Here is a 24,990-nt window from a genome sequence, read left to right as displayed (position 1 = left end):
CATTCATTTCCGGCCAGACTCTCAGGACGCCAGCCACTGCGGCCCGTTAAGGCATATGCGATAGCCCGAATTGAATGGAAAGGCGGCACAAAAAAGGGGCGCCTCGCGGCGCCCCTTTCTCTGTCACGATCCGCGAAGGATCACTTCTTCACGAACGGACAATTGCCGTCCTTCATCGGACGATAGGCCTCGTTGCCCGGAACCGTCGCGATCAGCTTGTAGATGTCGTCCTTGCTCTTGGACTCGGCCGGCGTCTTGACCTGGAACAGGTACATGTCGCGCTCCAGGCGGCCGTCCTCGCGCAGCTTGCCGTTCTTGGTCATGACGTCGTTGACGGGAATCTCCCGCATCTTCGCCATCACCGCCTTCGGCTCGTCGGTGCCGGCGGCCTGCACGGCCTTGAGGTAGTGCAGGGTCGAGCTGTAGACGCCGACCGTCAGCATGCTGGGGATTTTGTCCTTCTTGGCCCGGAAGCGCTTGGTCCAGGCGCGGGTCTCGTCGTTGAGATCCCAGTAGAAGGCCTCGGTGAGCACGAGGCCCTGCGCCACCGGCAGGGTCAGCGCGGCCACGTCGGTCGAGAAGACGAGCAGTCCGGCGAGGCGCTGGCCGGACTTGGTGATGCCGAATTCGCCGGCCTGCTTGATCGAATTGATCGTGTCCTGGCCCGCGTTGGCGAGACCGATGACCTTGGCCTTCGAGGCCTGGGCCTGGAGCAGGAAGGACGAGAAGTCCTGCGTGCTGAGCGGATGCTTGACGCCGCCCAGGACCTTGCCGCCGGCCGCCGTCACGACCGCGGTCACGTCGCGCTCGAGCGCGTGGCCGAAGGCGTAGTCGGCGGTGAGGAAGTACCAGGAGTCGCCGCCGTCCTTCACGACCGCACCGCCGGTCACCTTGGCCAGCGAGTAGGTGTCGTACACCCAGTGCGCACCCGTCTCCGAGCAGGCCGCGCCGGTCAGGTCGGCCGAGGCCGCGCCGGTGTTGATGTCGATCATGCCCTTTTCCTGGGCGATCTTGCGCACGGCCAGCGCCACCGACGAGGTGCCGATTCCGGTGATCATCTTCACGCCGTCGACGTCGTACCACTTGCGGGCGATCGCCGCGCCGACGTCGGGCTTGGTCTGGTGGTCGGCCTGCAGGATCTCGATCGGACGGCCGAGAACCTTGCCGCCAAAATCGTCGATCGCCATCTGCATGGCCTCGACCTCGCCCTGGGTGAGGTCGCCGTAGACGCCCGAGAAGCCTTCCATGACGCCGATCTTCAGCGGCTGGGGAGCCTGGGCCTGCGCATAGGCCGCCAGGCCGATGACGGCGAGACCGGCGACGGCGGCGGCCGCTCCGGCATGTCTGATACTGGTTGTGAATTTCACGGTTTTAATCCTCCCAATGTTTTCCCCGTTTCTAGTGGTCGGAAATCTATCCATCTGTCGGACGCGACGCCAGTGCTGGACAGCGGCTCAAAGCTTCGATTTATTCGCGACACAGGGAGAGCCGATGGCCAAAGAAGAAATAATTCTCGAGGCGTCCGGGCTGACGAAGGAGTTCAAGGGCTTCATCGCAGTCAAGAACGTCAATCTGCGCGTCAAGCGTCATACAATTCACGCGTTAATCGGGCCAAATGGTGCCGGCAAGACGACGTGCTTCAATCTGCTGACTCACTTCCTGTCGCCGACCGCCGGCCAGATTCACTTCAACGGACGCAACATCACCGGCAGTTCACCGGCGGCGATCGCGCGCATGGGCCTGGCGCGGTCCTTCCAGATCTCGGCGGTGTTTCCCCATCTCAGTGTTCGTGAAAACGTCCGCGTCGCCCTGCAGCGCAAGCTGGGCATCTCCTTCCAGTTCTGGCGCTCCGAAAGCGTGCTCGCCCGGCTCGACGCGCGGGCGCTGGAGCTGGTGGCCGCCGTCGGGCTCGCGGAGTTCGCGGAGGCCCAGGCCGTCGACCTTCCCTATGGCCGCAAGCGCGCGCTGGAGATCGCCACGACCCTGGCGCTCGAACCCGAGATGATGCTGCTCGACGAGCCGATGGCCGGCCTCGGCCAGGAGGACATCAAACGCATCGCCGACCTGATCCGCACCGTTTCCAAGGATCGCACCGTCCTGATGGTCGAGCACAACATGTCCGTCGTCGCCGACCTCTCCGACACGATCACCGTGCTGGCGCGCGGCGAAGTGCTGGCCGAGGGGCCGTACGCCACGGTTTCCAAGCATCCCGCCGTCGTCGAGGCTTATGTCGGAACCGGTCATGGCTGAGACATTATTGAAAGTCGCAGGCCTGCAGGCCTGGTACGGCGAGTCGCACATCCTGCACGGTGTCGACTTCGAGATTCGCCGCGGCGAGCTCGTCACGCTGCTCGGGCGCAACGGCGCCGGCAAGACGACGACCCTGCGGTCGATCATGGGCATTCTCGGCAAGCGCACCGGCTCGATTGCCTTCGAGGGCAAGGAGACGATCGGCATGCAGTCGGACCACATCGCCCGACTCGGCATCGCCTACTGCCCGGAGGAGCGGGGCATCTTCTCGAGCCTGAACGTCGACGAGAACCTGCGCCTGCCGCCGGTCGTCAAGCCGGGCGGGCTCAGCATCGATGAAATCTACAAGCTCTTCCCGAACCTGCTGGAGCGGCGGTCCAGTCAGGGCACCAAGCTTTCGGGCGGCGAGCAGCAGATGCTGGCCATCGGGCGCATCCTGCGCACCGGCGCCACCCTGCTGCTGCTCGACGAGCCGACCGAGGGCCTGGCGCCCGTGATCGTCCAGCGCATCGGCGAGATCATCCGCCAGCTCAAGAGCCGCGGCTTCACCATCCTGCTGGTCGAGCAGAACTTCCATTTCGCGGCCACGGTCGCCGACCGCCACTACGTCATGGAAGACGGCCGCGTGATCGACACGGTCGCCTCGGGCGACGTGCAGCAGAGCATCGGCAAGCTGCAAACCTATCTGGGGGTATGAGGCCGCCATGTTCGAACTTCTAGGCATTCCTCCCCAGGCGCTGTTCGGCCAGCTCCTGCTCGGCCTGATCAACGGCGCCTTCTATGCGATGCTCAGCCTCGGCCTCGCCGTGATCTTCGGCATGCTGAACGTCATCAACTTCACGCACGGCGCCCAGTACATGATGGGCGCCTTTGCGGCCTGGCTGCTGCTCGGCCTGCTGGACGTGCCGTTCTGGGCGTCGCTGGTGATCGCCCCGGTCATCGTCGGCCTGTTCGGCATCGTGCTCGAGAAACTGATGCTGAAACGCATCTATCATCTCGATCATCTCTACGGCTTCCTGCTGACCTTCGGCCTGGCGCTGGTGATCGAAGGCCTCTTCCAGTGGAAGTGGGGGTCCTCCGGCGCGCCCTATCCCAACCCGATCCCGGGCGGCTTCAATCTCGGCTTCATGTTCCTGCCGACCTATCGCGCTTTCGTCGTCGTGGCGGCGCTCGTGATCTGCCTGGCCACCTGGTATGGCATCGAGCGCACCAAGCTCGGCGCCTACCTGCGCGCGGCCACCGAGAACCCGACGCTGGTCCGCGCCTTCGGCATCAACGTGCCGCGGCTGATCACGCTCACCTACGGGCTGGGCGTGGCGCTCGCCGCTCTCGCCGGCGTGCTCGCCGCGCCGATCCAGCAGGTCTCGGCGCTGATGGGCGTCAACCTCGTGCTGGTCGTCTTCGCGGTCGTGGTCATCGGCGGCATGGGCTCGATCATGGGCTCGATCGTCACCGGCTTTGGCCTGGGCCTCGTCGAGGGCCTGACCAAGGTCTTTTATCCGCCGGCTTCCAACACGGTGATCTTCGTCGTCATGGCGCTCGTCCTGCTGGTCAAGCCGGCCGGCCTCTTCGGGCAGACGAAATGAACGCGCAACGCCTCCTCGTCGCGATCCTGGCCGCGCTGGCGCTGGCCGCGCCCTGGTTCGCCTATCCGGTGTTCCTGATGACGGCGCTGTGCTTCGCGCTGTTCGCCTGCGCCTTCAACCTGCTGCTGGGTTATGTCGGCCTGATGAGTTTCGGCCATGCCATGTTCTTCGGCACGGCGGGCTACTTCTTCGGTCACGTCGTGAAGGCCTGGGACATGCCGCCCGAACTCGGCCTGCTGGCCGGTGTCTGCGGCGCCGCGCTGGTCGGGCTGGTCACGGGCGCGCTGGCGATTCGTCGCCAGGGCATCTACTTCGCCATGATCACGCTGGCCTTCGCGCAGATGATCTACTTCTTCTGCGTCCAGGCGCCGTTCACGCATGGCGAGGACGGGTTGCAGGGCATTCCGCGCAAGGCGCTGCTGGGTGGGCTCATTCCGACCAAGGACGACCGCGTCCTCTATTACGTCGTGCTGGCGATCTTCGTGTTCGGCTACTGCGCCATCTACCGGATCATCCATTCGCCGTTCGGCCAGGTGCTGAAGGCCATTCGCGACAACGAACAGCGCGCTCAGTCGCTGGGCTACGAGGCCGACCGTTACAAGCTGCTGGCCTTCGTGCTCTCGGCGGCCCTGGCGGGCCTCGCCGGGGCGACCAAGGCCATGGTGCTGCAGTTCGCGACCCTGACGGACGTGAGTGCCGCCATGTCGGGCGAGGTCGTGCTGATGGCCCTGGTCGGCGGGCTGGGCACGATCGTCGGTCCGGTGGTCGGCGCCTTCATCATCATCACGATGCAGAACTACCTCGCCGCGACCGGCGAGTTCGTTCTGGTGATCCAGGGCGCCATCTTCGTCGTGATCGTGCTCGCCTTCCGCAAGGGCGTCGTCGGCGAGCTCGCGGAATGGTGGAAACGGCGACAGGCCCGCTGAGCGACCGGCGGGGCTTGCCCGCCGCGTTCATTCGCGCGAAGAACGAGCCCGTATCCAGGGGAAACCATCGACATGACCGAGCTTTCCGAAGACCAGCTGTTTGCCGAGCTGCGCAAGATCGATACGCCGACCATCACCAACGTGGTCGCGACCTATCCGAAGAATCCCCTCTGTCTCGGCCTCTACAATCCCTGGACCGAGAACTGGTACACCGACACGTCGATCCGCTGCATGTACCCCGAGATGGGCGCCATCATCGGCTACGCGGTCACCTGCGTGTACGGGCTGCCCGATCCGAACTTCGCCGGCCGGCTCAACTTCATGGACGTGGTCGACGCGCTCGATGCCATGAAGAAGCCGACCATCCTGGTCATCCAGCAGAAGTGGCCGCCCGAGCTGATGAACAAGGCGGGCCTCGCCGGTGAGATGATGACGACCTCGATGCAGGCGGTGGGCTGCGTCGGCCTGCTGTCGAACGGCCCGTCGCGCGACGTCGACGCGATCCGGCGCATGAAGTTTCAGATGCTGCTCGGCGGCGTCACGGCCGGCCATGGCGAAATGGCGGTGCAGTCGGTCAACGCACCCGTGTCGGTCGGCGGCATGGACGTGGCGCCGGGCGAGCTGATCCACATGGACGAGAACGGCGCGGTCAAGTTCCCCGCCCAGCATGCCCGTGCGGTGCTGAAGAACGCCCAGGCGATGCTGGCCGACGAGGCCGAAAAGCTCGAGAAGATGCGCAAGGCCAAGACGGCGGCCGAGATCCGGGCGATCAACTCGGGCGGCACCTACGGCGCCAAAAAAGGATAGAGGCCCGGCATGACCGAGACGGTCGCCGAGCCACGGCCTGTACGCTGGGGCCTGGCGGCAAAGCTGTTCGCGATCCTGCTGCTGCTGGGCGCGGTCGCGGTCATGATCACCGGCGTCCTGGGCTACATCCGCGCCCGAGAGGCGCTGGAGCGCGCGATCTTCGCCCAGCTCACGGCGGCGCGCGAGACCAAGGCCCACCAGGTCGAGTCGTATTTCCGCACCGTGCGTAACGAGGTCCGGCTGCTCGCGGCCTCGAAGATGGTCGTCGACGCCACGCGCGGCTTCCGCGAGGCGGTGGACGAACTGGACGCAAAGGAAGTGCCCGCCGACGTGAAGCAGGCGGTGCACGGATGGTACGACGCCCAGTACATGCCGATGGTGCGCAAGCTGCTCGGCAAGGACGTGAGCGCGGACGAATACCTGCCGATGACGGCCGCGCCGTACTTCCTGCAGGATCTCTACATCGTCAAGAATCCGCATCCCGAGGGGCGGCGCGATCTGCTCGACAACCCGGGCGACGGCAGCGCCTACAGCAAGGTCCACGCGATCTACCATCCGCTGATGCGGACGGCGGGAGCGACCCTGGGATTCCAGGATTTCATGATCGTCGACCCGCGGACCGGGCGGCTGATCTACACCGTCGACAAGGACCCCGATTTCGCGACATCGCTGCGGGCGGGCCCCTATCGCCATTCCAATCTGGCGGCCGCCGCGGCCCGTTGTGCGACGTCGCCCGACCCGTCGGCCACGTGCCTCGAGGATTTCTCAGCCTACCTGCCCGCGGAGGGTCTCCCCTCGGCCTTCATGGCGGCGCCGGTGATCGACCGGGGCGTCGTGACCGGCGTGCTGGTCGCCGAACTGTCGATCGAGGAGATCGACGCCATCGTCACCGGTGGTCGGCGCTGGCGCAACGAGGGCTTCGGCGCCACCGGCGAGGCCTACCTGATCGGGCCGGATTTCCTGGTGCGCTCGAGCGGCCGCAACTACTTCGAGAATGCCGACCTCTATTTCTCCGAGCTGAAGGCGGGAGGCGCGTCCGAAGAGGAGCTGGCCGCCATCAAGCGATTCGGGTCGCCCATCCTTCACCAGCGTGCCGACACGCCCGCGACCCGCGCAGCGATCGGCGGCGTGGAGGGAGTCGGCGAGGTCGTCGGCTATCGCGGCGTTCCGACGCTCGCCTCGTGGGGGCCGATCAGGATTCCCGGCGTGAAGTGGGCGCTCGTTGCCAAGATCGACGCGGCGGAGGCCTTCGCACCGGTCTATCGACTGGAGCGCGATCTCCTGATCGTGGGCGCCATCGCCTTCCTCGTGGTGATCCTGACGGGCGCCTGGCTGTCGCGCTCGCTGCTCGGCCCGCTGCGCGAGCTGACCGCCGGCGTGCGCCGTTTCGCGGCGGGCGATCATGAAGCGCATGTCCCGGTTCGGACGCGCGACGAGATCGGGCAGCTTTGCCTGGCCTTCAACGGGATGATCGACGACATCAACCAGAAGAACGTCGTGATCGAATCGAAGAACCGCGAGAACGAGGAGCTGCTTCTCAATGTGTTGCCGGCGCCGATCGCCAACCGCCTGCGCGGCGGCGAGAAGGGGATCGCCGACGGCTTCGCGGAAGTGACGGTCGCGTTTGCCGATCTCGTCGGATTCACCCAGCTGTCGTCGGAAATGCCGCCGTCCGAGGTCGTCACCCTGCTGAACGGCCTGTTCACCCGCTTCGATGTCGCGGCGAGCGAGCTGGGCATCGAGAAGATCAAGACGGTGGGCGACGCCTACATGGCGGTGTGCGGCCTGCCGGTTCCCGTGCCCAACCATGCCGAACGCATGGTGCGCATGGCGATCCGCATGGTCCACATCACGCGCGAGCACGCGATGGAGCATGGCGTGTCGATGAAGCTGCGCGTCGGCATCAACAGCGGTCCGGTGGTGGCCGGCGTGATCGGCAAGAGCAAGTACATCTACGATCTGTGGGGCGATACCGTGAACCTGGCGAGCCGCATGGAGTCGGGCGGTATTCCCGATTCGGTGCAGGTCACGCGCCCGGTCTACGAGAAGCTCAAGGACCAGTTCGTCTTCGAGGCGCGCGGCGAGCTCGAGGTCAAGGGCAAGGGCAAAGTCGAGGCCTGGGTGTTGAGGCTCTGAGCCTTCAGCCGAGGCCGAAGCTCAACTTGATGGCGATTACGAGTCCGGTGACGGCGATGCTCGACAGGATGAGACCGAAGACGCGGCTCACGATCTCGATGCCCGGCTTGCCGAGCAGGCGGAACAGGGTGCCGGCGAGCGCATAGGCCGCGAAGAGAAGACAAAGGCAGAGCGCCAGGATCGCCGTGGTCGTCACCTGCTCGCCAAACGAACGCACGGTGTTGTCGGTCAGTAGCACGACCGTGAGGATCGCGCCTGCGCCGGCGATTCCGGGAACGGCCAGCGGAAAGACGGCCCGCTGCAACGGCGTCGCGTCGGCCGGCATGGAGGCGGCTTCCTCGGTCACCTTGCCGAGCACCATCTTGAGCCCGAACAGCAGCAGGATGAGCGAGCCTGCAAGCTGGAACGAGGCCATCGGTATATGGAGGGCCGACAGAAGCGGCCGTCCGACCAGGATGAAGAACAGCATGATCAGGAACGCAACACCCACCGCATAGGCCGCGACCAGCAGCGACTGCCGCCTTGGCAGCCCGGCCGTGACCATGAGGAAGATCGGCACCGTGGCCACCGGATCGAGGATCACGATCAGGGTGACGAACTCGTAGAAGAAGTGGTTGAGGAAGGTCGGCGCCACGCGGCTGTCCTTTGCTGTTGTGCCTCAGGGAAGACGGCCGGCCCGGCGAGAATTGACGCCACGCTCTCTGTCTCTGGAAGCCGCTTGCGACGTAGATCCGAGAGTCTAGGTCACACGGTCCCGATCCAGAAGCGCAAAAACCCCATCTGCGTTCGCTCTCGTTCACTCCAGGGCTGCTCTGGGCGACGGACCCGCGACAATGGCCAGGTGGCTACCCTCGCTCAGCTGATCCTGACCATCGGTCACCACGACATCGCCTGGCCGGAGGCCCTCACGGACCACCACGACGTCATCGCTGGTCGTTCCCAGGATGAGCGGCCGGACGTGTGCCGTTTCGCTCTCGGTGACGATGTAGGTGTAATAGCCGACGTCGGATTGCCGGATGGCAGCCAAGGGAATGGTCAGGGCGGCACGTGATCCATTCCCGCGAACCACCACGTCGACGGACAGGCCGGGCGACAAGGCGCGATCCGTGTTGGGAAACGTGGCCACGAGGCGTCCGGTCCGCGTCTCTTGCGGGTTCCCATCGTCGCCGAGGACCAGGCGACCTTCGGCAAGCGGATGAAGCCTGTCCTTGCCGTAGGCTCGTACTCGGATGAGGTGATGCCCGTTCGATTGCGGCGGGACCGTGTGCAGCAACATTTCCGGCAGCGTGAAGACCACGGAGATGGGGTCGATCCGGCTGATGACGACAAGGCCCGTCTTGTCGCCGGGCGTGATGATATCGCCGATGCGGTGCAGTGGCCTGCCGACAACGCCCGAAGCGGGCGCGCGAATGTCGGTGGCATTCCGCTCGGCGCGAGCCTGTTCGACACGGGCCTCATCGTTTGCGATCGAGCGTTCGAGCAGGTGCGCCTGCACCTTCGACGCGGGCGTACTCGCCTGAAGCGCCTGAAGCGCCTGATCGCGGTCGCGGATCGCAATGGATTGATCCAGCTGGGCCTGGAAGGGCCGGGAGTCCAGTCGCGCGAGGAGGTCGCCGGCCTGTACCGGCTGGCCTTCGGTAAAGGCGATCTCCGAAAGCCGGCCCGCGATCCCGCTGCGAACGACGGTGGTCCTGCTGGCGACCGCTTCACCGATTCCCTTCAGATAGATCGGAACCTCGCGGATTGCCGCCGCCGCCGTGACCACGGGCATTGGGGCCTCGTTTGGCGTTGCCGTTCGTGAGCCAGACGATTGCGCCCAGGTCGGCCCAGCCGCGCCGATTGAGAAAGAGAGTATGAGCGTCGCGACACGAATCGCCCGTGTCTTGCGTCCGATGAGATCGAGAGGTGAAAGACGCATGGTGCAGCCTCCTGAGCAGGATGAAGCTGCGTACCGCATCGGGCGTCCGGAGGGACCTCACCAGAAAGGCTATGAGCCGGGCTCGTTGGTCTAGCCTCGCTATACTTTGGTTCAATGGAGAGGATCAGCCACCGTTGCGGGCCTTGGCCTTTTTCCCGAGGTCGCGGGCGAGATCAACGAACGCCTTGAGAGCGGCCGATGGATTGCGCCGACCCGGATAGTAGAGGCAGAGGTCGGCGATCGGCGGCGTCCAGTCCTCGAGTACGCGGGTGAGGCGACCGGCCGCCACGTCGGCGCGCACGTCCTGCTCCAGGAAGAACCCGATGCCGATACCTTCGAGAACCGCCGCGCGCGCCAGGCTGGCTTCGTCGAGAGTGATCGGCCCGCTCACATCGATCTGAACCGATTCGCCGCGTTTCTCGAAGTGCCATCTGAACAGCGATCCGTTCGGCAGACGGGTCCGGATGCATAGTTGTCCGGCGAGATCGGTCGGCGCGTGCGGTTTTCCGTGCTGCTTGAAATAGGCGGGCGAGGCGACCACGGCATGGCGCTGAGGGTGGCCGAGCGGGACGGCGATCATGTCGGCGGGCACAAGGTCTGCCCGGCGGACACCGAGATCGAAGCCGTCGGCAACGATGTCGACCAGGCGGCCCTCGGTCACGAGATCCACATGCACGTCGGGATGCCGGCGCAGGAACTCGAGAACGAGCGGGGAGATGATTTCGCGCGCACCGGCGGCGAAGGCGTTGATGCGCAGCGTCCCGGACGGGGTCGCCTGTTGGGATCGGACGGCGTCGAGGGCGCCGTGAATGTCGCGCAACGCCGGGTTCACCTGCTCGACGAAGGCGCGGCCCGCGTCGGTCAGGGACACGCTGCGCGTCGTCCGGTTGAACAGGCGCACGCCGACTTGCGCCTCCAGCTTCGCCACGGCGTTGCTCAGCCCCGTCGTCGACATGCCGAGCGCCAACGCGGCGCCGCGAAACGACCCCTCGCGGGCGATCGCGACCACGGCATCGAGCTCGTTGAGGAGGAGGCGGGAGATTTTCATTATCCCGAAAAAGGGAATTACACGTCCCGATTTGTCCCTCTAATCGGGACGCTTGTCCACGCTTACATGGTTCGCGTCGGACACACTCAGCAGGGAGAAGACCATGAAGCTGCCCACGCCCCTCCAGATCTACTTCGAGGCCGACCAGGCCGGTGGCGATGACGCGCCGTTGGAGGCCTTCGCGCCCGATGCCGTCGTTACCGACGAGGGCAGGACGCATGCCGGTCATGCCGCCATCGGCGCGTGGTGGCGTGCCGCCAAGGCGCAGTACGGCCATACGGCGGAGCCGTGCGAAGTCCGGGAGGAGGAGGGGCTGACCCTCGTTCGCGCCAGGGTGACCGGACGCTTTCCTGGGAGCCCCGCGATGCTCACCTTCGCCTTCCGCCTCGCCGACTCGCGGATCGCGGCGCTGAGGATCGGCGCATGAGCAGCTTTCTCGATCTCGAAGGCAGGACTGCGTTGATCACCTCGGGCACGCGAGGCGCCGGCGCGGCGACGGTCGCGCTCTTCCGTCAACTCGGTGCGCAGGTCCTCACGACGGCGCGATCGCGTCCAGAGGCGCTGCCGGCATCCGAGTTCGTCGCCGCTGATCTCACCACGGCCGAGGGCTGCGCCGACCTGGCTGCCGCAGCGCGCGAACGGCTCGGCGACATCGACATCCTGGTCCACATGCTCGGTGGTTCATCGTCGCCGGCCGGCGGCTTCGCAGCGTTGGGCGACGCCGAATGGACGAGGGAACTCGAGCTCAACCTGATGCCCGCCGTCCGGCTCGACCGCGCGCTCGTGCCCGCCATGGTCGAGCGGGGGCGCGGGGTCGTGATCCATGTCGGCTCGATCCAGAGCCGGCTGCCGCTGCCGGAGTCGACGACCGCCTATGCCGCGGCCAAGGCGGCGCTCTCCACCTACAGCAAGAGCCTCTCGAAGGAGGTCTCACCGAAGGGCGTGCGCGTCGTGCGCGTGTCGCCGGGCTGGATCGAGACCGAAGCCGCCCTACGGCTGACGGAGCGGATCGCGAGCGACGCCGGCGTCGACAGCGCGGGCGGCCGGGAGATCATCATGAAGGCGCTGGGCGGCATTCCCATCGGCCGTCCCTCGGCTCCGGAGGAGGTCGCGAACCTCATCGCCTTCCTCGCCTCGACGCGCGCCGCGACCATCACCGGTGCGGAGTACGTGATCGACGGCGGCACCATTCCGACCGCCTGAGGGAGAGCACGAGCGATGCTATCGGCCCGAGAGGTTCCAGCCGCCGATCCTGGCATAGATCGCGTCGCGCAGGCGCCGGACATGGGTGTTGAGGGCCGCCAGCCGCGGCGCCGTCTCGCCGGAAACCGTAAGCAGCGCCTCGCCCAGGCAACCGGCCCTGGTTCGCAACAGATCGCCCTGTTCCGTCAGTTCCACGAGGACCTGCCGCTCGTTCTCCGGATTGCGGGTCCGGCGCACCAGCCCTGCCTCTTCGAGACGCTTCAGCAGCGGCGTCAGCGTGCTCGACTCGAGGCCGAGCTGGTCGGCAATGACGCCGACGGCCCGGCGATCTTCGACCCAGAGAACGTTGAGCACGAGGTACTGGGGATAGGTGAGTCCCAGACCGTCCAGAAGGGGCTTGTAGGCGCGCTGGATCGCCATGTTGGCGGAATAGATCGAGTAGCAGAGCTGCTCCTCGAGGGGGACCGGCGCGCCGGTCCCGTTCTTCGCCTTCTTCACGTTCGCCTCCTGCGCTCGCCGGGACCGTGGCCCGGCGCCTCGGCCGGAAAAAGTATATCGCGATAATTATCGCGATTGACAAGTCTGCCTGCCGATACCAGCTAATAGATATCGCAATAAATAATATCGCAATATTTTAACCCAAGGAGCCACTCTCATGACCGACAATGCTGTTTCGGACTTCGCCCGGCGCGGGCGGGAAAATCAGGCGCGTCTGACGGCGGCGCTCCGCTCCGGCTACGACTTCATCGTGTGCGGTGCCGGCTCCTCCGGATCCGTGATCGCCCGCCGGCTGGCCGAGAATCTCGACGCCCAGGTCCTGCTGCTCGAGGCGGGCGGCAGCGACGAGTCCGACTCCGTCCTGAACCCGGCCCTGTGGCCCACCAATCTCGGCAGCGAGCGCGACTGGGGGTTCCAGGCGCAGCCCAATCCCCATCTCAACGGGCGCGAGATTCCGATGTCGATGGGCAAGGGGCTGGGCGGCGGGTCGAGCATCAACGTGATGGTCTGGGCCCGCGGACATAAGAGCGACTGGGAGTTCTTCGCGTCGGAGGCCCGCGATCCGCGCTGGGGCTACGAAAACGTGCTCGGCATCTATCGCCGCATCGAGAACTGGCAGGGTGCTCCCGACCCCGCATACCGAGGCACCGCAGGGCCGGTCTGGGTGCAGCCGGCTGCCTCGCCGAGCCCGCTCGCGCTGGCCATGCTGGACGCCGCGCGCGAACTCGACATCCCCGTGTTCGATCATCCCAACGGGCGGATGATGGAAGAGGAGGGCGGCGCGGCGATCACCGACATGCTGGTCCGCGACGGGCGGCGCCAGTCGCTGTACCGCGCCTACGTCCATCCGTGGCTCGATCGCCCGAACCTGACCGTGCTCACGGGTGCGCTCGTGCAGCGGGTGGTCTTCCAGGGCACGCGGGCGACCGGGGTGGAGCTCGTGTACGGCGGGCGGCGCATGAGCGTGGGCGCGCGGATGGAAGTCGTGCTGTCGCTCGGTGCTATTCAGACCCCCAAGGTCCTGATGCATTCGGGGATCGGCGAGCGTCGCCAGCTGGAGCGCTTCGGGATCCCGGTCGTTCAGAACCTGCCGGGCGTCGGGCGCAACCTGCAGGACCATGTGTCCTTCGGCTGTACCTGGGCCTTGTCGGAGCCTCTGGCTCCGCGCAACAGCGGCAGCGAGGCGACGATGTACTGGAAGAGCCGTCCCGACCTCGATACGCCCGATCTGCTGTTCTGCCAGGTCGAGTTCCCGGTGCCGAGCGAACGCACGGCGTCGCGCGGCGTGCCGGCTCACGGCTGGACGATGTTCGCGGGCCTCGCCCATCCCGAGAGCCGGGGCCGCCTGCGCCTGCAGAGCGCCGATCCGGCCGCGGCACTGGCGATCGACGCGAACTTCCTGTCCGACGCCCGGGACATGACGACGGCCGCGTCCTGCATCGAGCTCTGCCGCGCCCTGGGCAATGCGCAGGCCTTCCGTCCCTTCGTCACCAGCGAAGCCATGCCGGGCGACGTGAAGGGCGATGAGCTCGAAGCCTATGTGCGCGACGCGGCCGTCACCTACTGGCACCAGAGCGGCACCGCCAGGATGGGGCAGGACGATATGTCGGTCGTGGATGCGACGCTGCGGGTCTACGGCGTCAGCGGGCTGCGGGTGGCCGACGGCTCGATCATGCCGCGGGTCACCACCGGCAACACCCAGGCGCCCTGCGCCATCATCGGCGAACGCGCCGCGGAGATGATGCGGGAGGACCACGGTCTCTGATGCGCCGGTGCCGGGGCCCTCGGGCCCCGGCGTTGGCTTCCGCAGGGGGCTCGCCTACTGCTGCCCCTGCGCTTCCCTCTCCAGGCGGACGCAATCGATGCGATAGGAGAAGCGACCCATTTGTTCCAGTACGCCTTGCCTCTTCAGCGAGGCGATGACCCGAGTGACGCTTTCGCGGGAAACGCCCGCGAGTGCCGCGATATCCGTCTGGCGAAGGTGCCGCGTTACGACGACTCTGCCCGCGGGATCTTCCTTCTCGCCGAACAGGTTCATCATCTCGACCAGCGCCTTCGTCACGCGGACGCCTATCGGCTGGAAGCTTGCTGCGGCTTCTTCGTCCGCCTTCCGCAGGCGACGGACCAGCGTATCCAGCAACTGCTGGAGCAGGGCACTGTCGGTGAGGAAGAGGGCGTTGAGACCATTGCGCGCAACGAAATACAGTTCGCTCGGACGGATGGCTTGAACCGTTGCCGACCGCGGACCTTCGTCCAACATGGCCAGCTCGCCGACGACTTCGCCTGGCCCGAGCAATCCGAGGATACGCTCTTCACCGCTGGGCGACATGGAGGTCGCTTTCAGGATCCCACGGTTGATCCAGTAGCAACCGTCGCTCGCATCACCTTTGTGAAACAGGATCTGGCCGGCCTTCAGGGAAACGTGGCGGGCATGCGACTTAAGGGTTGGGGTTACCTGTTGCGGAACCGCAGGAAGCACGCCCTGAGGCGCCTGCCCGACCGCGCGCTCACTCGGGGCTTGAAAGGAAGCGCGCATTTCGGACGTTACCCTCGGCAACGACGTTTCGGCAGGCGGCTCTGTATGATCGCATATACACTGCAAGTATTTGTCGGGTTTTTGCCTGTCGTTTAGGCACTATCGCCACATCGGTGCGGTTTGATCTGTCACTCGAGACCTGATCATGGTGCTTTGGGGGCAAGCAGTATCAGGATCGTACGCTAGCGAACTCGCACCACTCTGGTGTGGATTCATTATCGCAGTCAAGACGAAATATTTCTCTCCCAGTGCGTCTACAGACGCACCGCGCTTCTTGGTGTCTCACTAAGTTGGATCGGACTCTTCCCCGCGCCGTCACTCGATAGCGCCGTGAACGGGAGAGCGATCCGGCAATCGTGTGGGACGAGAACCGGCTCGGCAATCGTGGGCACCGCAAGTGCCGACCTGGGAGTGTGGGACATGTCTGTTACTTCGGCTTCTATCGGCTCCATCAGCACGGACTCCGGCTCGAGCAGCACCGATTTCACCACGAACGACACGACTTTGACGTTCGCTGGCGTCTATACGTCGAATAATACGGGCGGCGCGAATCTGTACCTGTGGATCGACGGCACGCTCATCGGAACGATCTCCGCATCAGCGAACAGGACCAATGCGGCCTGGACGTACACGTACGGCACCGCTCTGGCAGAAGGCTCCCACAGCGTCGTCGTCAACACCAGCAATACCAATGTCGGCAGCGGTGTGCGGGATACCCAGGCTGTCGTCATCGACACGACGGTGGCCGCGCCGACGGTAGCGCTTGCCACGGACAGTGGCGCGAGCGCCGTCGACAACATCACCAAGGTTGGCACGTTGAGCGTGTCCGGCACCGAGTCGGGGGCGACGGTCGAGTACAGCGCGAACGGCACAAGCGGCTGGAGTACGTCGGCGCCGGCGCTGACGCAGGGCTCGAACACCGTCTATGTCCGCCAGACTGACGTTGCAGGTAACGTGAGTACGGCGACCAGTTTCACCTTCACCTACGACAACGTTGCGCCAACGACGACGATCGCAAGCGCTGCATTCAGCGCGGACACCGGCTCCTCGAGCTCGGACTTGATCACCAAGACAGCCTCGCAAACCGTCAGCGGCACGCTGAGCGCAAGCCTCGCGGCCGGCGAGACGGTGCAGGTCTCGCTCGACAACGGCACGACGTGGCAGTCGGCGACCGCGACGGTGGGACAGTCGACATGGTCTCTCTCGGGGGTGACCCTGACCACCAGCAGCACCCTGCGCGTCAAGGTCACCGATACGGCTGGCAACGACGGTACGGTCTACAGCAACACCTATACATACGACACGACGGCGGCGGCGCCGACCGTAGCCCTGGCGACGGACAGCGGCTCGAGCAGCAGCGACAAGATCACGAACGTTGGCACGCTGACGGTCAGCGGCACCGAGGCGAGTGCCACGGTGGAGTACAGTGCCGACGGCACGAACTGGGCCTCCTCGGCGCCGGCTCTGACGCAGGGATCGAACACCGTTTATGTCCGCCAGACGGACCTCGCCGGCAATGTCAGTGCGTCGACGACGTTCACGTTCACATATGATTCGGTGGCGCCGTCCAGCCTTTCTGCGTCGACCCTGGTGCTCGCTACCGCCAGCGACAGCGGCGTGAGTTCCAGCGACGAGATCACCAACGTCACGACACCCACCGTCACGACCAGCTCGCTCAACGGCATCGCGATGTCGGCGGGCGACGTGATCCAGGTTGTGGACACGAGCAATTCCAACGCCGTGGCCGGTACGTATGTTGTCCAGGTGGCCGACCTCTCTGGCGGCGCCTGGTCGGGGACGACCAAGTCGATCACCTTGTCCACGCTTGCGGCCGGGGACCACGCACTCGCCTTGCGACTGGTGGATTCGGCCGGCAACGTCGGAACGGCAGGGCCGTCGAACACGATTACGATCGACACCGCGGCTCCGACCCTCTCGAGTTCCTTCCCGGCGGCGGCCGCGACCAGCGTCTCGACGAACAACAGCATCGTCCTCACTTTCAGTGAGGCCGTCTATGCCGGTGGCGGCACGGTCACGGTCCAGCAGGGGGGTACAAACACTTTCGTCATGACGCTGACGGCTGGCGCCACGAGCGGAGCCTTCAGTACCGGCAGCGGCACCTGGACGATCGCGGGCAACAAGCTGATCATCGATCCGTCGGGCAATCTTACAAACTCAAGGACATACGACGTCGATATCACGAATACCGCGCTGAAGGACGCGGCGGGCAACGCCTATGCGGGCGTGACATCGTTCAATGGCTCGAACATCTACTTTACGACCGGCACGACGACCGATACGACGGCGCCCGGTACCACGGTTTCGACACTCGCCTTCTCGGCGGATACGGGCTCGTCGGGTACGGACTTCATCACCAGGACGGCCGCGCAGACGATTAGCGGCACGTTGAGCACGAATCTCGCGGCTGGCGAGACCGTCCAGGTGTCGCTGGATGGCGGCACCACATGGAAGTATGCCGACCAGTCGGCCGTGGGTTCGAGCACGTTCAGCCTCTCGAGCGCGACCCTTACGGGTTCGAACACGTTGAGCGCACGCGTCGTGGATGCAGCCGGCAACGGTGGCACCGCCAAGACGCAGTCCTACGTACTGGACACGACGGCGCCGAGTGCGCCATCGATCACGTCGGTGACGGACGACGCGGGCAGCGTCACGGGGGCGCTGTCCTCGGGTGCCCGCACGGATGATACCAACCTGACGGTGAAGGTGTCGCTCACCGGCACCAACGCGGTGGCGGGTGACCAGATCCAGCTGTTCAACGCGACGACGGCGCAGGGCACGGCCTACACGCTGACGGCAGGCGACATCACGAACGGCTTCGCCAATGTGGCGACCGGCGTGCTGTCGGACGGCACGACCTACGCCCTGAATGCCAAGGTGATCGACGTCGCCGGCAATGCGAGCTCGGCGTCGAGCAGCTTCAGCGTGACGGCGGACACGACGGCGCCGAGTGCGCCATCGATCACGTCGGTGACGGATGACGTGGGCAGCATCACGGGGGCACTGTCCTCGGGCGCCCGGACGGACGACACCAACCTGACGGTGAAGGTGTCGCTCACCGGCACCAACGCGCTGGCGGGCGACCAGGTCCAGCTGTTCAACTCGACGACGGCGCAGGGCGCGGCCTACACGCTGACGGCGGGCGATATCACGAACGGCTTCGCCAATGTGGCGACCGGCGTGCTGTCGAACGGCACGAGCTACGCGCTCAATGCCAAGGTGACCGACGCCGCCGGCAACACGAGCTCGGCGTCGGGCAGCTTCAATGTGACCGTGGACACGACGGCGCCGAGTGCGCCATCGATCACGTCGGTGACGGACGACGTGGGCAGCGTTACCGGCGCGCTGTCCTCGGGCGCCCGGACGGATGATACCAACCTGACGGTGAAGGTGTCGCTCACCGGCACCAACGCGGTGGCGGGCGACCAGGTCCAGCTGTTCGACGCGACGACGGCGCAGGGCTCGGCCTACACACTGACGGCGGGCGACATCACGAACGGCTTCGCCAATGTGGCGACCGGCGTGCTCTCGGACGGCGCGTATGCCTTGAACGCGAAGGTGATCGACGTCGCCGGCAACGCGAGCTCGGCGTCGAGCAGCTTCAATGTGACCGTGGACACGACCGCGCCGTCGGTGAGCGGGGCGGTGACGGGCTCGGCGACGGAAGACGCGGCGACTTCGACGCTCGATGCCTTGGCGTCGTCCACCCCGATCGGCGGCGAGACCCTGTCGATGACAAATGTGCCGGGAACGCTGCCGGCCGGCGTGACCTACGATGCGGGCACCCACAGCTTCACGCTGGATCCGTCGAATGCGGCCTACCAGCATCTGGCGGACGGCGCGACGACCACCGTGACGGTAAACTACAAGGTGTCGGACGGTCTGTTTACCACGCCGGCCAGCGTCAGCTGGACGGTGACCGGTACGAACGACGCGCCCTCTGTAAGCGGTGCAGTGACAGCCGAGGTAACCGATCATGGTGCGCCCTCGACCTTGGACGGGCTGGCGAACGCGAGCGCGGTGGACGACGGCGACACGCTGTCGGTGACGGACGTGCCGGCGACGCTGCCGGCCGGCGTGACCTTCGATCTGGCCACGCACAGCTTCTCGCTCGATCCGTCGGATGCGGCGTACCAGCACCTGGCGCCGGGCGACAGCGCCACGGTGACGGTCGACTACATGGTGTCTGACGGCACGAGCAACACGCCGGCCAGCATCGTCTGGACCGTCGAGGGCGCGGACGACGCGCCCTACGTCAGCGGCACGGTGACGGGCTCGGTGACAGAGGACGGTGCGACTTCGACGCTGGACGCGCTGGCGAATGCGAGCGCGGTGGACGACGGCGACACGCTATCGGTGACGGGCGTGCCGGGCACCCTGCCGGCGGGCGTCACCTACGATGCGGGCACCCACAGCTTCACGCTGGATCCGTCGAACGCGGCCTACCAGCATCTGGCGGACGGTGCGACCACGACGGTGACGGTCGACTACACGGTGACGGACGGGCTGCTGAGCACGCCGGCCAGCGCGAGCTGGACGGTGACCGGCACGGACGACGCGCCCTATGTCAGCGGTGCGGTGACGGGGTCGGCGACCGATCATGGCGCGGTCTCGACGCTGGACGCACTGGCGAATGCGAGCGCGGTGGACGACGGCGACACGCTGTCGGTGACGGGTGTGCCGGCGACGCTGCCGGCGGGCGTGACCTATGATGCCGGCACCCACAGCTTCTCGCTCGATCCGTCGGATGCGGCCTACCAGCACCTGGCGCCGGGCGACAGCACGACGGTTCAGGTCGACTACGCGGTGTCTGACGGCTCGAGCGACACGCCGGCCAGCGTGAGCTGGACGGTCGAGGGTGCGGACGACGCGCCATATGTGAGCGCTGCGGTTACCGGTTCAGCGACGGAAGACGGTGCGGTCTCTACGTTGGACGCCTTGGCGAACGCGAGCGCGGTGGATGACGGCGACACGCTGTCGGTGACGAACGTGCCGGCGACGCTGCCGGCCGGCGTGACCTACGATGCGGGCACCCACAGCTTCACGCTGGATCCGTCGAACGCGGCCTACCAGCACCTTGCGGACGGCGCGACCGCGACGGTGACGATCGACTACAAGGTGACGGACGGGCTGCTGAGCACGGACGCCAGCGTGAGCTGGACGGTGACCGGCACGGCCGATGCGCCGGCCGTGAGCGGTGCGGTGACGAGCGCTGCGACGGAGGATGGCGCGGTCTCGACGCTGGACGCGCTGGCAAACGCGAGCCTGGTGGACGACGGGGGCACGCTTTCGGTGACGGGTGTGCCGGCGACGCTGCCGGCGGGCGTGACCTATGATGCCGGAACCCACAGCTTCACGCTGGATCCGTCGAATGTCGCATATAGTTCGCTTGGACTTGGCGACACCACGACGGTGATTGTCAGCTACACCGTGACGGACGGTACGAACGACACGCCGGCCAGCGTGAGCTGGACAGTCAGTGGTGCGGCCGACGCGCCCATCGTCACCGGTGCGGTGACGGATGCAGCGACGGAGGACGGCGCGATCTCGACGCTGGACGCCTTGGCGAACGCAAGCGTGGTCGATGACGGAGGCACGCTGTCGGTGACGGGTGTGCCGGCGGTCCTGCCGGACGGCGTGACCTACGACGCGCTCACGCACAGCTTCACGCTGGATCCGTCGAACGCGGCCTACCAGCACCTGGCGCCGGGCGCCAGCACGACTGTGCAGGTCGACTACACGGTGACGGACGGCACGAGCGATACGCCGACCAGCGTCATCTGGACGGTTTCTGGCGCGGACGATGCGCCCACCGTCACCGGTACCGTGACCGGTTCGGCAACCGAGGACGGTGTTGTCTCGACGCTGGATGCGCTGGCGAATGCGACCGCGGTGGACGACGGGGAGACGCTGTCGGTGACGGGCGTGCCGGGCACACTGCCGGCGGGCGTGACCTACGACGCGCTCACCCACAGCTTCACGCTGGATCCGACGGATGCGGCCTACCAGCATCTCGCGGACGGTGCGACTACGACTGTGACGGTCGACTACCAGGTGACGGACGGGCTGCTGAGCACGCCGGCCAGCGTGAGCTGGACGGTGACCGGCACGGACGATGCGCCGTCGGTGAGCGGCGCGGTGACGGGTTCGGCGACCGACGGCGGAGCGGTCTCGACGCTGGATGCACTGGCGAATGCGACCGCGGTGGACGACGGCGACGTGCTGTCGGTGACGGGCCTGCCGGGCACACTGCCGCCGGGCGTGACCTACGACGCGCTTACGCACAGCTTCTCGCTGGATCCGCTGAACGCGGCCTACCAGTCCCTGGCGCTGGGCGACAGCGCGACGGTGACGGTCGACTACACGGTGTCTGACGGCACGAACGACACGCCGGCCAGCGTGAGCTGGACGGTGAGTGGCGCGGACGACGCGCCGGTCGTCACCGGCGCCGTGACGGGTTCGGCGACCGAGGATGGTGCGGTCTCGACGCTGGATGCGCTGGCGAACGCGAGCGCGGTGGATGCCGGGGAGACGCTGTCGGTGACGGACGTGCCGGGCACACTGCCGCCGGGCGTCACCTACGACGTCCTCACGCACAGCTTCTCACTCGATCCGTCGAACACGGCCTACCAGCATCTGGCGGACGGTGCGACCACGACGGTGACGGTCGACTACCAGGTGACGGACGGGCTGCTGAGCACGCCGGCCAGCGTGAGCTGGACGGTCGAGGGCACGGACGACGCGCCGGCCGTGAGCGGTGCGGTGACGGGTTCGGCGACCGATCATGGCGCGGTCTCGACGCTGGACGCGCTGGCGAATGCGAGCGCGGTGGACGATGGGGACACGCTGTCGGTGACGGGCGTCCCGGGCACACTGCCGGCGGGCGTCACCTACGACGCGCTGACCCATAGCTTCTCGCTGGATCCGTCGGATGCGGCCTACCAGCACCTGGCGCTGGGCGACAGCACGACGGTGACGATCGACTACACGGTGTCTGACGGCACGAACGACACGCCGGCCAGCGTGAGCTGGACGGTGAGCGGCGCGGACGACGCGCCGGTCGTCAGCGGCACGGTGACGGGTTCGGCGACCGAGGACAGCGTGGTCTCGACGCTGGACGCGCTGGCGAATGCGACCGCGGTGGACGACGGGGACACGCTGTCGGTGACGGGCCTGCCGGGCACACTGCCGCCGGGCGTAACCTATGATCCCGACACGCACAGCTTCACGCTGGATCCGACGAATGCGGCCTACGCCTACCTCTCGTTGGACGACAGCACGACGGTGACGGTCGACTACGAGGTGACGGACGGGCTGCTGAGCACGCCGGCCAGCGTCAGCTGGACAGTGAGCGGCACCCTGAACGGGACCGTCGCCGCCAGTGCCCTCAACGCCCTGGATGTGGCGCATGCGGAAGTCATTGATGCATCGCGCGTGACGACAGTCACCGGTGCCCTCGCCGACGTCTCGACCGCCTTCTCGTCTTCGGGCATCAGCGGACTGGGAGGAGCGGCCGCGGTCTTGTCCGACTCGACGCTGGCGGTCCTCGACCTGAATGCGCTGGACGGCATGACGACCGGCATCATCGACGCTTCGTCGGCAACGCTGCTTACGGGCAACCTGGGAGATGTCGTTACGACCCTGACCTCGAGCGGGATCAGCGGTCTGGGCGACGAGGCGGTCGCACTGACCAACCCGTCGATGTCGGCCGCCAGGCTGAATGGGCTGGACCTGCTGACGTCCGGCACAATCGACGCCTCGTCCCTCACCAGCGTGGTCGGTGCGGTTTCCGACATCAAGGCGGCCTACGCGTCCTCCGGGCTCAGCGGCCTCGGTGACGAGGTGCTGAACGTGCAGGACAGGACCGTGGCCGCCACGGACCTGAACGCGCTCAACGATTTGACCACCGGCACGGTCAACATGGGGGCGGTCCAGACGGTGACCGGGGCAGTGGCGGATCTGGCCCTTGCCTATTCCGCGAGCGGACTGAGCGGCAGAGGCAACGAGGCTCTCACGCTGTCGGATACGACCGCGGCTGCCACGGACCTGAACGCGCTCAACGCGGCGACGACCGGCATGGTCAACATGGCATCGGTCCAGACGGTCACCGGGGCATTGGCGGATCTGAGCGTTACCTATTCCGCTGCCGGGATCAGCGGCAGGGGTGACGAGGCGATCACGCTGTCGAGCACCACGGCGGTCGCTTCTGTCCTCAATACGTTGGACAGCAAGACGACGGGCGTGATCGACGCTTCGGCGGTCACGCTGGTTACGGGTACCCTGGCCGATGTTGTCGCAGCGTTCGTCTCGGCCGGCATCAGCGGCCTGGGCGACGAGGCGGTAACGCTGTCGAGCGCGAAGATGTCGGCCGCCGAACTGAATGCTCTGGATTTGTTGACGTCCGGCGCGATCGATGCCTCGTCGGCCACCAGTGTGCTCGGTACGATCGTCGACGTCTCTGCTGCCTATGCGTCCTCCGGGATCACGGGCCTGGGAGACGAGACGGTAACATTGTCGGACATCACGGCGGCGGCTACCGACCTGAACGCGCTCAACTCCGCGACGACCGGCACGCTCATCATGTCATCGGTCCAGACGATCACCGGGGCTTTGGCGGATCTGAGCGTTGTCTATACCGCCGCCGGCATCAGCGGCAGGGGCAACGAGGCGATCACGCTGTCCGACACGGCGGCGAACGCGGCTTCGTTGATGTCGCTGGACACCAAGACGACGGGCATGATCGACGCCTCGTCCGTGACGCTGCTGACCGGTACGCTGTCGGCGGTCACCGCCGCGCACGCCTCGGATGGAATCAGCGGACTGGGCAACGAGGGCGTCACTCTCTCGGACGCTTCGGTGTCGGCAGCCGGGCTGAACGCGCTGGACCTGCAGACGACCGGCCTGATCGATGCCTCGTCGGCGACAGGCTTGCGCGGCACGGTGACCGACCTCAACACGGCCTATATGTCCTCGGGCATCACCGGCCTGGGAGACGAGGGGATGACGCTGTCGGATACGACAGCGTCCGCCACGGACCTGAACGGGCTGAACGACCTGACGACCGGTACGGTCAACATGACGTCGGTCCTTACGGTCACGGGGGCGCTGGCCGATCTCAACGTTGCCTATACCGCCGCCGGCATCAGCGGCCGAGGTAACGAGGCCGTCACGCTGTCCGATACGACCGCGACCGCGACGTCGTTGAGCTTGTTGGACAGCAAGACGACAGGCGTGATCGATGCATCGTCGTTGACGCTGCTGACCGGTACGCTGTCGGCAATCGCCAAGGTCGGCGCCTCGGCTGGCATCAGCGGTCTGGGCAATGCCGCCTACGACGTAACCGGCACGACGGCGGCCGAAACCATCGTCGGTACGGCCCACGACGACAGGCTGAATGGTCTCACCGGCAACGACACGCTGATCGGTGGAGACGGCGCTGACACCTTCGTCTTCAGCACCGCGCTCAACAGCAGGAGCAACGTCGACAAGATCACCGACTTCAACGTGGCTCAAGGCGATGTCGTCGAGCTTTCCTCGACGATCTTCGCGGGCCTCGCCACGGACGCGGGAGGCCTCCTCTCGTCCGATGCCTTTGCCCTGAACACGGCGACGGGGGCCGCACCGCAGATCGTCTACGATAGCGCATCGGGTGCGTTGTATTACGACGCGAACGGCGCGGCGGCCGGCGGAGCCACCCAGTTCGCGACGCTGACGTCGCCGACGGGGGTGATCGATCACCATGGCTTCTGGGTCGTCTGACCGAGAAGACGGACGCGCATGAGCCCCGGGAGGCCGTGAGCCGCTCCGGGGCCGTTCGCGCAGTCGATTGGGGTGTCCGAGGTTGGCCAGGCGGCCGCCCATCCTGTTGAAAAGGGACGGGCTTCCTTGAAGCCGGCCGCGGCTATCCGCACGCATGCGGCGCTTGTGGGCGATTGGCCCTGAGGTTTTCACGAAACTCTCTGTAAGACCGAGGTGAGGCTACCTGAAGAATGCAACAGCTAATCGTTGCGTAAGGTATCTGTCCTTCCAGCACGTCGCCTTGGAGCAGAGTGCGGATTGAACTA

16 protein-coding genes are annotated in these 24,990 nt (G+C 66.3%); 10 read left to right on the top strand and 6 right to left on the bottom strand.

Features of this window, described 5'->3' with window-relative positions:
* Window positions 1-140 precede the first annotated feature (140 nt).
* Window positions 141-1,367: an ABC transporter substrate-binding protein gene (locus tag ACP15H_RS17945; protein WP_425067516.1), complete on the bottom strand. Its 1,227-nt coding sequence runs from the start codon at window positions 1,365-1,367 to the stop codon at window positions 141-143.
* Between the two features lie 124 nt (window positions 1,368-1,491).
* Here ACP15H_RS17945 and ACP15H_RS17940 point away from each other — a divergent pair, with 124 nt between their 5' ends.
* The 6 genes from ACP15H_RS17940 to ACP15H_RS17915 all read left to right on the top strand — a co-directional run bounded on the left by ACP15H_RS17940 (window position 1,492) and on the right by ACP15H_RS17915 (window position 7,705).
* Window positions 1,492-2,250, top strand: a complete 759-nt coding sequence (locus ACP15H_RS17940; RefSeq protein WP_425067515.1) for an ABC transporter ATP-binding protein — start codon at window positions 1,492-1,494, stop codon at window positions 2,248-2,250.
* Window positions 2,243-2,947, top strand: coding sequence for an ABC transporter ATP-binding protein (locus tag ACP15H_RS17935; protein ID WP_425067514.1), 705 nt, complete (start codon window positions 2,243-2,245; stop codon window positions 2,945-2,947). Before ACP15H_RS17940 ends, ACP15H_RS17935 begins: the two co-directional genes overlap by 8 nt.
* Before the next feature lie 7 nt (window positions 2,948-2,954).
* On the top strand, window positions 2,955-3,836 hold the full coding sequence (locus ACP15H_RS17930) for a branched-chain amino acid ABC transporter permease (RefSeq protein ID WP_422010982.1): 882 nt from the start codon (window positions 2,955-2,957) through the stop codon (window positions 3,834-3,836).
* Window positions 3,833-4,762, top strand: coding sequence for a branched-chain amino acid ABC transporter permease (locus tag ACP15H_RS17925; RefSeq protein WP_425067513.1), 930 nt, complete (start codon window positions 3,833-3,835; stop codon window positions 4,760-4,762). Before ACP15H_RS17930 ends, ACP15H_RS17925 begins: the two co-directional genes overlap by 4 nt.
* 72 nt (window positions 4,763-4,834) lie before the next feature.
* Complete coding sequence (locus ACP15H_RS17920) at window positions 4,835-5,569, top strand: RraA family protein (protein ID WP_425067512.1); 735 nt, start codon at window positions 4,835-4,837, stop codon at window positions 5,567-5,569.
* 9 nt (window positions 5,570-5,578) lie between these two features.
* Window positions 5,579-7,705: an adenylate/guanylate cyclase domain-containing protein gene (locus tag ACP15H_RS17915; RefSeq protein WP_425067511.1), complete on the top strand. Its 2,127-nt coding sequence runs from the start codon at window positions 5,579-5,581 to the stop codon at window positions 7,703-7,705.
* A 4-nt stretch (window positions 7,706-7,709) separates the two neighbouring features.
* Here ACP15H_RS17915 and ACP15H_RS17910 read toward each other — a convergent pair whose 3' ends face one another.
* The 3 genes from ACP15H_RS17910 to ACP15H_RS17900 all read right to left on the bottom strand — a co-directional run bounded on the left by ACP15H_RS17910 (window position 7,710) and on the right by ACP15H_RS17900 (window position 10,671).
* Window positions 7,710-8,339, bottom strand: a complete 630-nt coding sequence (locus tag ACP15H_RS17910) for a MarC family protein (protein ID WP_425067510.1) — start codon at window positions 8,337-8,339, stop codon at window positions 7,710-7,712.
* 162 nt (window positions 8,340-8,501) lie between these two features.
* Window positions 8,502-9,476 (bottom strand): efflux RND transporter periplasmic adaptor subunit, encoded by a 975-nt coding sequence (locus ACP15H_RS17905; protein ID WP_425067509.1) that lies wholly within the window; start codon window positions 9,474-9,476, stop codon window positions 8,502-8,504.
* Window positions 9,477-9,747: 271 nt separating this feature from the next.
* Window positions 9,748-10,671, bottom strand: a complete 924-nt coding sequence (locus tag ACP15H_RS17900; RefSeq protein ID WP_425067508.1) for a LysR substrate-binding domain-containing protein — start codon at window positions 10,669-10,671, stop codon at window positions 9,748-9,750.
* A gap of 103 nt (window positions 10,672-10,774) precedes the next feature.
* On the opposite strand from ACP15H_RS17900, the gene ACP15H_RS17895 reads away from it, so the two are divergent.
* Window positions 10,775-11,098: a nuclear transport factor 2 family protein gene (locus ACP15H_RS17895; protein ID WP_425067507.1), complete on the top strand. Its 324-nt coding sequence runs from the start codon at window positions 10,775-10,777 to the stop codon at window positions 11,096-11,098.
* A complete protein-coding gene (locus ACP15H_RS17890; RefSeq protein ID WP_425067506.1) occupies window positions 11,095-11,874 on the top strand; it encodes an SDR family oxidoreductase in 780 nt (259 codons plus the stop codon). Before ACP15H_RS17895 ends, ACP15H_RS17890 begins: the two co-directional genes overlap by 4 nt.
* A gap of 18 nt (window positions 11,875-11,892) precedes the next feature.
* On the opposite strand, the gene ACP15H_RS17885 is transcribed toward ACP15H_RS17890, so the two are convergent.
* A complete protein-coding gene (locus ACP15H_RS17885) occupies window positions 11,893-12,372 on the bottom strand; it encodes a MarR family winged helix-turn-helix transcriptional regulator (protein WP_425067505.1) in 480 nt (159 codons plus the stop codon).
* A gap of 157 nt (window positions 12,373-12,529) precedes the next feature.
* On the opposite strand from ACP15H_RS17885, the gene ACP15H_RS17880 reads away from it, so the two are divergent.
* Window positions 12,530-14,137 carry a GMC family oxidoreductase gene (locus tag ACP15H_RS17880; protein ID WP_425067504.1) on the top strand — a complete coding sequence of 536 codons (1,608 nt, stop codon included), beginning with the start codon at window positions 12,530-12,532 and terminating at the stop codon, window positions 14,135-14,137.
* 54 nt (window positions 14,138-14,191) lie between these two features.
* Here ACP15H_RS17880 and ACP15H_RS17875 read toward each other — a convergent pair whose 3' ends face one another.
* Complete coding sequence (locus ACP15H_RS17875) at window positions 14,192-14,908, bottom strand: Crp/Fnr family transcriptional regulator (RefSeq protein WP_425067503.1); 717 nt, start codon at window positions 14,906-14,908, stop codon at window positions 14,192-14,194.
* Window positions 14,909-15,328: 420 nt separating this feature from the next.
* Here ACP15H_RS17875 and ACP15H_RS17870 point away from each other — a divergent pair, with 420 nt between their 5' ends.
* Window positions 15,329-24,685 carry a VCBS domain-containing protein gene (locus tag ACP15H_RS17870; RefSeq protein ID WP_425067502.1) on the top strand — a complete coding sequence of 3,119 codons (9,357 nt, stop codon included), beginning with the start codon at window positions 15,329-15,331 and terminating at the stop codon, window positions 24,683-24,685.
* The last annotated feature ends 305 nt before the right edge of the window (window positions 24,686-24,990 follow it).

It is taken from the genome of Reyranella sp. (assembly GCF_965249915.1).
Classification (GTDB): Bacteria; Pseudomonadota; Alphaproteobacteria; order Reyranellales; family Reyranellaceae; genus Reyranella.
The sequence above is the reverse complement of the archived record's forward strand: the minus strand, read 5'-3'. Positions and strand labels throughout refer to the sequence as shown.

Coding starts and splice junctions, on each gene's coding strand:
- ACP15H_RS17895 (WP_425067507.1), top strand. CDS start 10,775: ATGAAGCTGCCCACGCCCCTCCAGATCTACTTCGAGGCCGACCAGGCC.
- ACP15H_RS17900 (WP_425067508.1), bottom strand. CDS start 10,671: ATGAAAATCTCCCGCCTCCTCCTCAACGAGCTCGATGCCGTGGTCGCG.
- ACP15H_RS17925 (WP_425067513.1), top strand. CDS start 3,833: ATGAACGCGCAACGCCTCCTCGTCGCGATCCTGGCCGCGCTGGCGCTG.
- ACP15H_RS17870 (WP_425067502.1), top strand. CDS start 15,329: ATGTCTGTTACTTCGGCTTCTATCGGCTCCATCAGCACGGACTCCGGC.
- ACP15H_RS17905 (WP_425067509.1), bottom strand. CDS start 9,476: ATGCCCGTGGTCACGGCGGCGGCGGCAATCCGCGAGGTTCCGATCTAT.
- ACP15H_RS17875 (WP_425067503.1), bottom strand. CDS start 14,908: ATGCGCGCTTCCTTTCAAGCCCCGAGTGAGCGCGCGGTCGGGCAGGCG.
- ACP15H_RS17930 (WP_422010982.1), top strand. CDS start 2,955: ATGTTCGAACTTCTAGGCATTCCTCCCCAGGCGCTGTTCGGCCAGCTC.
- ACP15H_RS17940 (WP_425067515.1), top strand. CDS start 1,492: ATGGCCAAAGAAGAAATAATTCTCGAGGCGTCCGGGCTGACGAAGGAG.
- ACP15H_RS17890 (WP_425067506.1), top strand. CDS start 11,095: ATGAGCAGCTTTCTCGATCTCGAAGGCAGGACTGCGTTGATCACCTCG.
- ACP15H_RS17915 (WP_425067511.1), top strand. CDS start 5,579: ATGACCGAGACGGTCGCCGAGCCACGGCCTGTACGCTGGGGCCTGGCG.
- ACP15H_RS17935 (WP_425067514.1), top strand. CDS start 2,243: ATGGCTGAGACATTATTGAAAGTCGCAGGCCTGCAGGCCTGGTACGGC.
- ACP15H_RS17880 (WP_425067504.1), top strand. CDS start 12,530: ATGACCGACAATGCTGTTTCGGACTTCGCCCGGCGCGGGCGGGAAAAT.
- ACP15H_RS17920 (WP_425067512.1), top strand. CDS start 4,835: ATGACCGAGCTTTCCGAAGACCAGCTGTTTGCCGAGCTGCGCAAGATC.